11 protein-coding genes and 1 pseudogene are annotated in these 12,619 nt (G+C 73.2%); 3 read left to right on the top strand and 9 right to left on the bottom strand.

The features are described from left to right. From EBO15_RS18230 to EBO15_RS18210, 5 genes and pseudogenes are all read right to left on the bottom strand, one after another. Positions 1 to 251, bottom strand: a pseudogene (locus tag EBO15_RS18230) (hypothetical protein); the annotation flags it as partial. Beyond that, positions 251 to 691: a hypothetical protein gene (locus EBO15_RS18225; protein WP_122195597.1), complete on the bottom strand. Its 441-nt coding sequence runs from the start codon at positions 689 to 691 to the stop codon at positions 251 to 253. The gene EBO15_RS18225 and the pseudogene EBO15_RS18230, both read right to left, overlap by 1 nt. Positions 692 to 707: 16 nt before the next feature. Then, complete coding sequence (locus EBO15_RS18220) at positions 708 to 2,234, bottom strand: hypothetical protein (protein ID WP_233616276.1); 1,527 nt, start codon at positions 2,232 to 2,234, stop codon at positions 708 to 710. Positions 2,235 to 2,609: 375 nt separating this feature from the next. Then, a complete protein-coding gene (locus EBO15_RS18215; RefSeq protein ID WP_122195595.1) occupies positions 2,610 to 3,680 on the bottom strand; it encodes an NAD(+)/NADH kinase in 1,071 nt (356 codons plus the stop codon). 133 nt (positions 3,681 to 3,813) lie between these two features. Beyond that, the gene (locus tag EBO15_RS18210) at positions 3,814 to 5,118 is read right to left on the bottom strand and encodes a YbiU family protein (protein ID WP_199744629.1); all 1,305 of its coding nucleotides are present in this window, start codon (positions 5,116 to 5,118) and stop codon (positions 3,814 to 3,816) included. Positions 5,119 to 5,212: 94 nt separating this feature from the next. Here EBO15_RS18210 and EBO15_RS18205 point away from each other — a divergent pair, with 94 nt between their 5' ends. Continuing rightward, positions 5,213 to 6,340: an ROK family transcriptional regulator gene (locus EBO15_RS18205; protein ID WP_122195594.1), complete on the top strand. Its 1,128-nt coding sequence runs from the start codon at positions 5,213 to 5,215 to the stop codon at positions 6,338 to 6,340. On the opposite strand, the gene EBO15_RS18200 is transcribed toward EBO15_RS18205, so the two are convergent. Together EBO15_RS18200 and EBO15_RS18195 are read right to left on the bottom strand one after the other, a co-directional pair. Beyond that, a complete protein-coding gene (locus EBO15_RS18200) occupies positions 6,324 to 7,490 on the bottom strand; it encodes a cytochrome P450 (RefSeq protein ID WP_122195593.1) in 1,167 nt (388 codons plus the stop codon). The genes EBO15_RS18205 and EBO15_RS18200 overlap by 17 nt on opposite strands. After that, positions 7,487 to 9,856: an FAD-dependent oxidoreductase gene (locus EBO15_RS18195; RefSeq protein WP_122195592.1), complete on the bottom strand. Its 2,370-nt coding sequence runs from the start codon at positions 9,854 to 9,856 to the stop codon at positions 7,487 to 7,489. Before EBO15_RS18195 ends, EBO15_RS18200 begins: the two co-directional genes overlap by 4 nt. Before the next feature lie 158 nt (positions 9,857 to 10,014). Here EBO15_RS18195 and EBO15_RS18190 point away from each other — a divergent pair, with 158 nt between their 5' ends. Together EBO15_RS18190 and EBO15_RS18185 are read left to right on the top strand one after the other, a co-directional pair. After that, positions 10,015 to 10,449, top strand: a complete 435-nt coding sequence (locus EBO15_RS18190; RefSeq protein WP_122195591.1) for a hypothetical protein — start codon at positions 10,015 to 10,017, stop codon at positions 10,447 to 10,449. Next, positions 10,446 to 10,904 (top strand): PaaI family thioesterase, encoded by a 459-nt coding sequence (locus EBO15_RS18185; protein WP_122195590.1) that lies wholly within the window; start codon positions 10,446 to 10,448, stop codon positions 10,902 to 10,904. The genes EBO15_RS18190 and EBO15_RS18185 overlap by 4 nt, the downstream gene beginning before the upstream one ends. Positions 10,905 to 10,916: 12 nt before the next feature. Here the strand turns inward: EBO15_RS18185 and EBO15_RS18180 are convergent, their stop codons facing one another. Beyond that, the gene (locus tag EBO15_RS18180; RefSeq protein ID WP_122195589.1) at positions 10,917 to 11,789 is read right to left on the bottom strand and encodes a cytochrome c biogenesis CcdA family protein; all 873 of its coding nucleotides are present in this window, start codon (positions 11,787 to 11,789) and stop codon (positions 10,917 to 10,919) included. Beyond that, the gene (locus EBO15_RS18175) at positions 11,786 to 12,526 is read right to left on the bottom strand and encodes a DsbA family protein (RefSeq protein WP_122195588.1); all 741 of its coding nucleotides are present in this window, start codon (positions 12,524 to 12,526) and stop codon (positions 11,786 to 11,788) included. Before EBO15_RS18175 ends, EBO15_RS18180 begins: the two co-directional genes overlap by 4 nt. Positions 12,527 to 12,619: the final 93 nt, after the last annotated feature.

The following is a 12,619-nucleotide window of genomic DNA, read 5'->3' as shown; positions in this document are numbered from 1 at the left end:
GGCGGCCCGCCGTCGCCTTCGTCCGCGGCCGACAGCACGCGGATCACCCGGTTGACGAGCCCGCGTCCGCCCTCGCCCGCCGCGGCGGCGTCGGACAGCGCGGCGAGCAGCGCGTCGACGAGGGCCGCGGGCACGGACGGGCCCGGACGCGCGCAGGCCAGCGACAGCTCGCCCTCCCGCGCGACCAGGCCGTCCCCGGGAAGCGGCCGGACGACCGGCGCGGGCGGGAGGTTCTCCCGGGACGGCGCCATCACAGCAGCCGTCCGCCGCGGAGCCGCCACTGCACGAACGGAACGCGCATCGGCCCGTTGGAGAACAGCCAGACGCCGATCCACACGAAGACGAACATCGTCACGAACGTGGACGCGGCGACCTTGCCGCCGACCCCGGGGACGACCCCGGCGCGCAGCAGCAGGAACATCACCAGGCCCTCGGGCAGGATCGTGACCAGGCCGAACAGCGTCGGCCAGTCCTTGTCCCAGCGGAACTGCATGAGCAGGTGGTACAGCAGTTCCCAGAGGACGCCGACGACCGCGACCGCGACCAGCATGACGAACGCGCTCTTGTAGGTCGCGGCGAGACCGCCGTGCGTGCCGGGGAGCACCGGGACGATCAGCGCGGTCAGCACCACGCCCACGGTGCCGAGCATGAACAGCCGGGTCTGGATCCGGCCGGCGAGAGTGGGGGTCACCTTCGCACTACTTTCTCTAGATCGAGCGGTTCAGGGCCCACTTCAGCCATTGGTTCGTCGACCGCACGGGCCCGAGCCGCCGGACGAACCCGCGCTTGGCGAGGTCGGCGGCGATGTCGAGGGCGGCGGTCTGCATGCCCATGAAGCTGTCCACGGCGAGGAAGTGGTTCCCGCCGGTGGCGGCGCCGGACGCGTAGAGGGCGCCGTCGCCGCTCGCCGCTCCGAGCACCTCGAAGTTGGGGCCGACGGCGAGCCGCCCGGCGCCGTTGCGCCGCGCGCCGCCGTTCCGCAGCAGGTCGTCCAGGACGCGGTGCTCGGCCATGTCGGCCTCGAGCCCGGTGCAGTCGATGACGAAGTCGGACACCAGGCGGTTGCGGTTGCCGTCGTCGCCGCGGGTGTGGCTCAGCAGCCGCCCGTCCATCGTGGGCTCGACCTTCTCGACGACGGCCTGCATCGGGTGGTACCAGTTGCCCTGGCGTCCCCGCCGGAGCTGTCCCTGCCAGCGGCGCAGCGGCGGGGTGGTGGTGCCGCCGACGGCCTTGCTGAGCTGCTTGCGCTTGTCGGCGTCCGCGTTCCGGTACTGCGCCTTGAGCTGGCCGCCGAACGCCGACTTGGGGAAGGTGAACGCCTGGTAGGCCCAGCCGTCGCCGCCCTTGCGCCGCATCCACACGCCCGGCCCGTGCGACCCCTGCACGTACGTGCGGAAGATGTGCACGATCTGGGTCTGGAGCCCGAGCCGTTCCCGGTCGTCGATGAGCCGCTGGAGGACGCGCGAGGCGACGATGCCCGCGCCGCGCACGACGACCACGCCGGGCCGCGTCTTGAGGAACTCGTACACGTGCTCGTGCGGTTCGTAGGCGTTGACGACGCGGTGGTAGTCGTTGTAGGTCTCGCGGAACTCCTGCAGGTCGGGCAGGTACTTGAGGCCGGGGTAGCCGACCGCGAGGTGGACGTACCGGGACCGGATCGCGATCCGCTTGGTCGGCGTCGTCCCGGCGGGCGGGGTGACGAGGGTGAAGTAGCCGCCGCCCGCGCGGCGGCGCACCATGCGCACCTGGCCCTGGGCGAGCATGTTCCAGTACGAGATGCGCTCGGCCTCCTTGCGCACCGTCGCGAAGACCGTTCCGGCGCGCGGGGCGAAGAAGTCGGCGAACAGCGGCTCGACGAGCACCTGCCAGGCGAGCGCGATCGACTTGTCCTGCCACGCCTCGGTCATCGCGTACGAGGGGAAGCCCCACAGGTTGTCCGGACGCGCGCCCGCGTCGGACCGGATCCGCTCCCGCACGGGGAGCTGCGACACGCGGGTCAGGTACTCCCAGCTCTGCCACGGCGTCTCGCTCGTCGAGACGACACGGATCGCCGACGCGGGCGCGCCCTGGATGCGCAGCACGTCGGTCAGAATGAACGAGCCGAGCCCGCCGCCCACCGACACGAACGGCGCGTCATAGATCGGTATGCCCGCCGCGGCCACCGCCTGGTCGTACCAGACCGGTGTTCCGATCAGCTGCGGCGTCAGATCGCCGTGGGCATGAGTGGTCGGCACGTGCTGGTCCCCCGGCAATCGGTCACCCCTGAATGATCGCGACATTTTATACAGAACTTATGTCGGCTAAGTGTTGATCCGGAGCCTTGGCGCGGCCCCGGTCGCCGATCCCGGTCCCGTTCGTCCCGAGGGGCTCCCGGCGTCCTCGCGCCCGGCCATCTGGTTGGACGAACCGAACCCGCCGCCCGTTCAGGACAGAGCCGACCTTTGACCGGGAAGGCCGCCGGTCTCCGCGCCCGCAAAACGACGGGCAGGACGACCGCCGCCGGTCGTCCTGCCCGCCATCGAGCCATCGAGGGTGTCAGCGCCGTCCCGCGCCGTTTCGTCACCCCTCGTTCGTTGTTCCCCGTTCGGGAGCGGCGTCGGCGTTCCGGGTCAGCGGCCCGGGGGATCGGGCGGAGGCAGACGCAGGACGGCCAGGTCCGGCGGCACGGGTTCGTCCGGGGGACGCATGACGGGCGCCAGGGTTCCGTCGACGGCCGTGGCGGGCGCGTCCGCGAGGTGGAACCGGCCGCGCAGCCGTCCGTAGAAGTCGGTCGGTTCCAGGCGGATCAGGCGCACCCGCTCCGGGGCCCGGAAGACCCCGATCCAGTCGCCGGGATCGAGGACGGCGCGGAGCCGCCCGTCGATGCTGACCGCCGCGCGCCCGGAATGCGGCAGGATCCGCAGCACCACCGCCTCGTCGGGAGCCGCGACCACGGACCTGTTGAACGCCATGTGCGGCGCGATCGGCGTGAAGACCACGGCGTCCATGTGCGGGGAGAGCACGGGGCCGCCGGCCGCGAAGCTGTAGGCCGTGGACCCCGTGGGCGTGGCGACCGCGAGGGCGTCGGCCGAGTACGACGCGAGCAGCCGTCCGGCGAGGTACACGCCCGCGCTGACCTGGTGGTCCCGGGCGAGCTTCTCCACGACGACGTCGTTGAGCGCGTTGACGTCGAGGGCGACGCCCCAGTTCTCGGCCTTCGCACCGGCCGGGCGGACCCGCGGGGGCGGCAGCGCGGGGCCGCGGCCGTAACACAGCAGGGCCTCCATGTCCGACGGCAGCTGCGGCGGACGCGAGGCGCGCAGGGTCAGCGTCATGCGCTCCTCCACCAGGGCCCGGCCCTCATGGACGGCGTCCAGGGCCGCGCCGGTGCCGGACACGGGCACCTCGGTGAGGAACCCGACCCGTCCCGCGTCGACGCCGAGCACCCCGGCCCCGATCTTCACCGCGATCCGGGCGCCGCGCAGGAACGTGCCGTCCCCGCCCAGCGTGACCACGAGGTCCGGGTCCCCGGCCGCGTGCGCCTCCGCGCGTCCCGACCGCCGCTCGTGCTCCCCGGGCCAGACGTCGATCTCGGTGCAGCCGACCCCGTGGGCCTCGCACCAGGCGTGCACCGAGGTGGCGGCGTCCAGGGCCGCGGCGCGGCCCCGGTGGACGACCAGCCCGATCCGGCGGATGGGCATGCGCGCACCTGATCCTCTCCCGCGCGCCCTCCCCGTCGGCGCCGCGGCGGTCCCAGCCGATCTCCCCGCTGGGTCCCGGGCCGAACGCGCCGCCGCCGAATCTTGGCGATCCCTTGGCCGGCCCGGCCCTCGGTCAGGCGGGGGCGAGGCCGAGCCCGCGGCGTCCGGTGGCGTTGAGGTCGGCCTCCCGGAAACGGTCGGGCCACGCGCGCTCGTAGTGCTCGTCCGGGAAGTCCGACGGGCTGGAGCCGGTGGCGAACGCGTCGCGGACGGCCTCGGCGTAGCGCTCGTTGCGCGGGCACCACGGCGCGGCGGGGATGTACATGACGTTGCCCCAGCCCTTCTGCCCGGTGACGGGCGCGACGCTGTGGACCATGTCGCAGTGCCACCAGACCGAGTCGCCCGCGCGGACGTCCGGGATGCCGGTGAGGGCCTCCATGAGCGGCGGGTGCCACCGCTCGCTCACGGGGAAGACCTGGTTGACGGTGACGCCGCACATGTCGTCGTCCGGGACGTCCGGCAGCAGCGGCCGCAGCATCAGGTAGGCCATCGCGCCCGGGATCGGGACGGTGTGCAGGACGCCCTGGTCGCGGTCCATGTCCGACAGGGCCGTCCAGCCCTGGAAGGTGCGGAAGGCCGAGCACATGGTGGTGCCCGGGTACTGCGGGCCGTCGGTGCGGTGGGCGGCGTCCCAGGGGTCGTACCGCTCGACCGTGCCGTCGAACAGGTGGCGGAAGGCCCGCTGGTAGGACGCGGTCATCCACAGGTCGAGCGTGCCCGGGTCCAGGTGGGCGCCGAGTCCGCCCGAGTCGGTGCCCGGCGGACGGCGGCGGATCCGGTCGGGATAGAGCGAGTCGCGGCCCGGATCGAACCACCGGACGCCTTCGGACTCGTGCTTCCACCGCGCGTTGAGGAACTCCTGGACGCGCGCCGTCCGGTCGCTCTGGCGCGCCCGCATCTGCGCGGGGGACCAGTAGATCGGGTAGATCTCCGGCCGGGACCCGACGCTGCCGAAGAAGTCGTCGCCCGGCCCGCGGTACGCCTCGAGGAAGCCGTTGCGCTCGGTGTAGCCGACGATGTCCCGGTCCCAGGCGAGGGCCTGCTCGCGCGGGAAGTGCCCCCGGACGACCAGGCATCCCCGCCGCCGCAGCGCCCGGACCGTCGCGTCCGGCACGGTCCCGGCCTCGATGTCGGCGTGGTCGACGACGGGCCAGACCTCCTCGCCCCGCCCGCGCGCCGCGGCGATGTCGGCGACCTCCGCCTCGACGGCCCGCTCGACGACCGCGAAGACCTCCTCGACGGACCGTCCGGACGCGGCGATCCGCTCCCGCAGAGCCCGCTTGACCTGCCTGATCGCGCCGGGCAGGTCGTCCGGGGCGTCCTCCCAGTGCGGCAGGTCGGGCAGCGGTGTCCTCGCTTCTTCGCCAGGGCTGGTCACGGCGGGGTCTCCTTCAAGGTAGGGCTCCTTACTTGGAAACGGACGGTACGCCCCGAACCTCTTCCAGGCAAGACCGCTTACTAGAATCCCGGCCATGACCGCCGCGAAGCCCACGCCGGACCTCGTCCGGAACGCGACCGACGAGCGGGTCCTGCGCGCGCTCGTCCGGCACCGGCGCATGACCCGGGCCGAACTCGCCGTCGAGACCGGCGTCTCCCGGCCGACGGCGGGCGAGAGCGTCCGGCGCCTCGTCGAGGCGGGCCTGGTCGCCGACTCGGGCGAGCGCACCCCCGGCGGACGCGGACGCGGCCGGGTCGGCTCCTACTACGTCCTCGCCGGCCCCGCCCGGACGGCCTGGGCCATCAGCGTCGCGCCCGAGGGCGTCCTCGCGGAGGCCGTCGACGTCCACGGCGACACCGTCGGCCGCGCGACGGAGAACGCCGGGCCGTCCGCCGAACCCGAGGACGTCGCCGCCGCCCTGCGCGCCGTCGCGGGCCGTCTCGCCGCCGGGTCCGGCGCCCCCGCGCTCGCCGTGGTCAGCGCCGCCGACCCCGTCGACCGCGCCACCGGACGCCTCGTCCACCTGCCCGACGCGCACTTCCTCATCGGCGAACTCGACCCGCCCGCCCTCCTCGCCGGGCACGTCGCGGGCCCGGTGACCGTCGACAACGACGTCAACTGGGCGGCGCGCGCGGAACTCGCCGCGAGCCCCGCCGGCGACACCTTCGCCTACCTGTACCTGGGCGAGGGCCTGGGCTGCGCGATCGTGAGCGACGGCCGCGTCCTGCGCGGCCACCGCGGCCTCGCGGGCGAGATCTCCCACCTCGTCACCACCGGCCCGGGCGGACGCGCCGTCACGCTCATCGAGGTCTTCGGCCTCCTCGGCCTGCGGCACCCCGGCTCCACCGCCATCGACCCCGCCCGCCTCCTGGCCGCAGCGACCGGCCGGGGCCACGAGGCCGCCACGACCCGCGCCATGCTCGCCGAGGCGGTCGGCGGCGTCCTCACCGCCCTCGCCTCGCTCACCGACCCCGGCCACATCGTCGTCGGCGGCCCCTGGGGCCAGGACCCGGACATCTTCGCCGCCCTCCAGGACGCCACGTCCCGCAACCCCCGCGTCCCCGTCCTACGCCCCGCCTCCGTCCCGGCGGCCGCCCTCACCGCCGTCCGCGCCGAAGCCCTCACCCGCCTCCGCGAGACCCTCCTCACCGCCGCCAGGTGACCGGCACGGCGACGGGACCGCCGAGGATGGGCAGGTGGTCCTGCGTGTCGACGTCCTCACGCGGAACGGCCAGCCGCAGACCGGGCAGCTCCCGGAGCAGACTCGTGATCGCGATCTGCCCCTCCAAGGCTGCGAGGGGAGCTCCCGGGCAGTGGTGGACGCCCCTGCCGAACGCGAGGTGCGGGCCTTCGTCGCGGCGCAGGTCGAGTCGTTCCGGGTCGGTGAAGCGCAGCGGATCGCGGTTGGCGTCCCGGAGCATGACACACACCTTGTCGCCTGGCTGGAGGGTCACACCGCACACGTCCAGGGGCATGGTGGGGTAGCGCGGGGACGCCTGCCGGTTCGGAGTGATGAAGCGGATCAGCTCGTCGGTCGCCGTGTGAACCAGGCCCGGATCGGCCCGCAGGTCGGCGAGCTGTTCGGGATGGTCGAGCAGGACGAGGAACGCCTGCGCGAGGAACCGGGCGACGGACTCCATGCCGGCGATCACCAGTTGCCCGAGCGCCGAGGTCAGCTCGTCATGGCTCAGGCCGTCGGGCCTGCCTTCGGCCTCGACCAGACCGGTGACCAGATCAGCGGTCGGACGGCGGCGCTTCTCCTCGATGACGTCCTCGAGCAGCGCGACCAGTTCGCGATGGTTGGCGGCGTTGACGTCGCGTTCCGGCGAGCCGACCGGAACCGAGGTGATCCCCGCGGTGAACAGCCGACGGCGCCGGTACGCGCGCTCGAAGTCCTCCGGGAACCCGGCCATCCTGCACAGGACGGCGATGGAGAAGGGGTAGGCGAAGTCCTCTACCAGGTCTGTGGTGCCGCCCGCGCAGCCGAGGGTGTGCAGCAGCCGGTCGGCCTCCTCCTGGACGAGGGCGTGCACGGCCTGGGTGCGGCGTGCGGTGAACGCCGGTGCGATCAGGCGTCGCAGCCGGGCGTGGTCGGGATCATCGGTGAAGAGCATCAACCTGCCCAGCTTGGGACGCACGTCCATGGCGAGCCAGGACGCCCGCAGCTGCTCGGGGCGCGCCCACCGGTCCATGTCGTTGTGCAGCCGCTCATCGGTGAGCAGTTCCTCGCCCCAGTCGTACCTCGTCACGAGCCACTGCGGCGTTCCGTGGATGTCGTGGCCTCGTTGTATTCCGTGGGGCTCGTGCATCATCCGACCTCCTGTCCGGCCAAGGACGTGCGGTCGGCCGGTGTGTCACCCGCGACGTCGCCGATCCTGACGTGGGCGCGGAGCAGGTGCCGCTCGGTGCCCGGCGGATACGGTTCCCGCGTGTGCAGAAGGGCCCGGTTGTCGGCCAGGACGATGTCGCCGACGCGCCACCGGTGCGCGTACATGTACCGGGGGTCGTAGAGGGCGTCCCGGATCTGCTGGATGGCCTCCGCGCTGTCGCAACCGGACGGCGCCCGCTCCAGCGTGAGGTTCGGCGGGTTCAGGATGTGGACGCCGTCGGGCACGGGCTCGGTGAAGCGCAGCGTGGGCTCACCGGTGTGCGGGTGTTCGACGACCAGTGGGCATGAGCGGCTGAGCATCTCGCCGCCCAGTGGACGCTCGTACCGGAAGGTGAGCGCCCGCCACAGGTCCAGCGTCCCGGGAGCGGCGCCGGCGATGACCCTGGTGGTGTCGCTGAACAGCGTCGCGCCGCCGGAAGCGGCGGTGCCCACGGCCTTCAGGCACTGGAACATCTGGATGTCAGGGGTGTCCGGCTTGTACACGCCGTCCCAGTGGAGGGGCATGAAGCCGGTGTCGTGGACGTGGTCGTCCGGCTCGGCCTTCGCCACCACCGACGCGATCGGCGCGTCCCCCCACACCACCAGCGGCCCCAGCCTTCGGGCGAAGGCCTCGAACTTGTCCACGGTCGATCCTCCGGTGAACCCGCGTAGCAGGAGGAGGTGCTCGCGCAGGAGCAGGCTCTTCAGCCGTTCCGGGGGGAGCTCGTCCAGGTCGGCCTGCCCGGCAGGGGAGAGCCGCACTCCGAACGGTGTCAGCCTGTGCTGTCGCCAACGCTGCCGGGAAACGGGGCCGGTCTTGGAGCGCCCGGACGGCGCGTCCTTCCTGGCAGGCGACCGGCCGGCCGCGCTGTTCGCCACATGAGGAAGATCTCGGACGGCGCGCAGGAGGACCGGCAGTGTCTCCACGACGGGCGCCCGGTCCCACAACCGGTGCAGCGGACGCCATCGGGCGTCGTCCGGCGACTCGACGAGGTGGCGTGCCGCCACGCCGAGCAGGGCCTGGAGGTCCAGGTGCCAGGGGGCGGTGACGCCCTCGGCGGGCAGCAGCACGTCGATGAGCATCTGTATCCGGTCGCCGAGCGCCTCCCCGAGGGACGGCACGGCGACCGGCCGGGTCGGACGCCACGGCCGGGCGTCCAGCGGACCGGCGCCGCTGAGGTGCCCGGCGATGAGGCCGGCGACGTAGGGGGCCAGCAGGACGCCGTTGCGGTACGTGGCGGTCGCCGCCAGGACACGAGGGTCCTCGGTCGGACCGACCAGCGGCAGATGGTCGAGCGTGTACGGGCGATGTCCGACGGCGACGTCCGCGAGCTCGCGGTGGTAGACGCCGGTGTTGAGCTCGTCCCCGACGCTCTGGACCACCGTGAGGATCTCCTCGAGGGCCGGGGCGGTGGACGTCTCGCCCGGCGGCGTCAGCCGGTTCGTGGCCCCCAGGTAGGCGGCGCCGCCCGCGCGCGGCACCAGGTGCGCGCCGCAGGCGAAGCGGCGCATCGGCGTCCGCACCGTCGTGGGCAACGCGAACCCGGTGTCACGCACCAGGACGCTGACACCCTTGCCCGCCAGGACCAACGGCAAGCCCAAGGACAAGCCGGGCGAGGCGGCGGCGAGCGCGCCGGTGCCGCTGCCGACCGCCAGGACGACCCGCCCCGCCTCGTACCGTTCGCGGTCCGCGCACCGGACGACCAGCGGCCCGTCGGAACCTGCCGTTCCCGGTTCCAGCGCGACCGCGGAGGTGTCTGCCCAGCGCACGTTCTCCCGCACGGAGAGCAGGTGAGACAGGGCGTCCAGCAGCTCGACGATGTCGACCGACGCCTCGCCTGGAAGCCACAGGGCCGCATGCGCCGGGCAGGTCCGCGCGGGGGACAGGCCGGGCACCTCGGACGGCGGATGCGGCTCCGCCGAGGCACCCTGATCGCGCGCCGCCCGTGCGGCGAGCTCCAGGGCCTCCAGGTCGCCTTGGCCGTGCGCGGTGGCCACGAGCCAGATCCCGTCGGTCATCGAGACCACGCGGCCGCTCTCCGACCGCAGCCGGGCCAACCAGTCGCCGTAGCTCGCCCGCGCGGCCGCGCGATGCGTGATCTCGGCCGGGGAGGACAACGGATCGTCCCCGGCCGCCGTCTCGCTGAACGGTGCCAGCATCGCCCCGGCGGCGGCGGAGGCCTGGCCCGTGTGACTCCGCGGGCCGACCAGCAGGACGCGCATCCCGAGCCCGCTCACCGCCCACGCGGTGGACAGCCCGATGATCCCGGTGCCGATCACGGCGACGTCGGCGACGTCCCTCGCGCTCATGGCCGCTCCTCTGCGCGGTCACCTTCCGCCACGGAAGGCCGAGCCGCATATACCCGATAATCACGCAAAGTAAGTGATCGATTGCATAGTGTGTCCACAGGGTGAGTGGCGTCGGTCCGCGTGGCCCGGGCGGGTGGAGCGCGCTACGCTCCCGACGCGTGGACCCGATCTTCGAACCGCCCCCCGGTTCCCCGCTGGGCGCGGCGATGTCCGAGCAGTGGAGCCTGATCCCGCTGCGCGTCCCGCCCGGCTGGACGGTCGTCCACAACGCCCTGGAGGCCCGGCGCCTGCCGGACGGCCGGATCGAGGTCAACGACTCCGAGGACCTGTACTGGGCGCGCACCGCCCCACCCCCGTGGATCCCCGCGGAGGACCTCGCGGGGAGCGACGACCTGCGGGCCCGGGAGATCGGCGTCGACGTCGGGTGGTACCGCGCGCACGGCTTCCGCGTCGTCGTTCTCGACCCGGACTGGGACCACGTCCGCGCCTCCCACAGCACGTTCGACATCGAGGACCTCGTCGCCGTCCTGGAGCGATGGACGTGGACGATCAGCCAGGGGACACTGCCCGACCAGCATGGAGGAGAACGGTGAAGGCCCAGGAGAAGACGGACCAGGTCACGCCCGAGGTCCGGGAGCGCGTGCAGAGCAGCTTCGACCGGCAGGGGCTGATGACCCACCTCGGCGCGCGCCTGACGCGCATCGAGCCGGGGCGCGTGCACATCACCCTGCCGTCCCGTCCGGAGGTGACCCAGCAGAACGGGTACGTCCACGCGGGCGCGACCAGCGCCATCGCCGACAGTGCGGGCGGCTACGCGGCGTTCACCCTGTTCCCGGACGACACCTCGGTGCTCACCGTCGAGTACAAGATCAACCTGCTGGCCCCCGCCGAGGGCGACCACGTCGAGGCCGTGGGAACGGTCCTCAAGCCCGGGCGGACGCTGACGGTCTGCAACCTCGAGGTCTTCGCCGTCCGGGACGGCGAACGCAAGCTCGTCGCCACCGGCCAGCAGACCCTCATCTGCGTCCCCAAGCGCCCCGACCAGTGACCGTCCATCCCACTACCGCGTGGGGGTCTCCTGGTCGTCCTGCGCCTCTGCCGGGAGGCGGGCGGCCTTGATGCCTCGCCACAGCAGGGTCACCGCGACCGCCGCCAGGACGGCGGCCAGCGTGCCCAGGAGCCAGGCGTCCGGGAGGGCGTCGCCGATGCGCAGGACGCGTTCCTCCGCCGAGGCCTCGGCGTCCGGGCCGAGCAGACCGGGCAGGACGACCCCGCCGTCGTAGTACAGGAAGCTCACGCCGATGACGACGAACAGGACGCCGCCGACCAGCGAGGTCGAGTGCGTCCGCAGGCGCCCGAGGGTGACCGGACGTCCGCGCAGCCACCGCCGGTGGCCGAGGTCGAAACGGTCCCAGAGCAGCGCCAGGACGAACAGCGGGGCCGCCATCCCCAGCGCGTACACGGCCAGCAGCGTCGCCCCGCGCACGGGCGCGCCGCCCACCGCCGAGATGGTCAGGATCCCGCCGAGCAGCGGACCCGTGCAGAACCCCGACAGCCCGTAGACCGTGCCGAGCAGCCCCACCGACAGGACGGAACCGGCGTCCCCTCGCCGCCCCGCGAGCCGTCCCAGCCGCGCGAGACCGAACCCGAGCCCGAGGATCTGGGCGGCGCCGAGGGCGATGACCGTCCACCCGCCGATGCCGATCAGCAGGTCGCGGTGCCCGTAGAGCAGCCGTCCGGCGGCCGCGCCCGCCGCGCCGAGCGGCACCAGCGTCAGGCAGAGCCCGAGGTAGAACACGGCGGTGCGTCCGACGAGCCGCGTGCGGTCGGTGAAGGAGTAGGCGAAGAACGCCGGGAGCAGCAGGGCGCTGCACGGGCTGAGCAGTGTGAGCAGCCCCCCGAGGAACGCGGCGGCGTAGCCGACGCCGTTCACCGTCCGCCCTTCGCCTTGGCGATGGCGTCGGCGAACACCTTGTACGGCTGCGCGCCGAGCAGCGGCCTTCCGTTGATCAGGAAGGTCGGCGTGCTGATGGCGTTCACCTCGTACCCCTCGTCCCAGTTGTCCTGGACGGCCTCCTTGGTCTCCTCACTGTTCATGTCCCGGCGGAACCGCTCCATGTCCGGGACGCCCGCCTCCCGCGCCCACGCCAGGAGCCTGCCGTCGGCGAGGTCGCCCGCGTTGCGCCGGTGCGGCTTGGCGTACACCAGGTCGTGGAACCCCCAGAACCGTCCCTGGAGTGCCGCGGCGTACCCCGCCCGCGCCGCGTTCCGGGACTCCGGGCCGAAGATGGGGAAGTTGCGCCACTCGATCCGCAGGACGCCCGTGTCGACGTAGTCCCGGATCAGCCGCGGCTTGGTCTCGCGGGCGAACCGCCCGCAGAACGGGCACTGGAAGTCGGAGTACTCGACCATCACCACGGGGGCGTCGACCCGTCCCAGCGCGTACGGATCCCCGTTCACCCGGTGCGGCTGCCCCGGCTTCCCGGACGTCGGCGGAGCGACCATCGGCGAGGCGGACGCCGCTGCCTTCGCCGGGGGAGCGGCCGCCTTGGGCGGCGCGTCACCCCCGCTCCGCGCGAAGGCCAGCGCCGCGATGAGCACGGCCGCGACGAGCAGCGCCGCGCCCGCGATGATGAGACGGCGAGGCGCCGCCTTTCCTGCAGAAGACATTCGTTGAACACCTCATCGGAAGAGGGAGCGGAGAGTATGACGGCGCGCGGCGGCCACAGGATCGGTCGATCGCCCGGCGAGGACGCCCGCCGG

The sequence above is a fragment of the Actinomadura harenae genome (assembly GCF_003696215.1).
Classification (GTDB): domain Bacteria; phylum Actinomycetota; class Actinomycetes; order Streptosporangiales; family Streptosporangiaceae; genus Spirillospora; species Spirillospora harenae.
The sequence above is the reverse complement of the archived record's forward strand: the minus strand, read 5'-3'. Positions and strand labels throughout refer to the sequence as shown.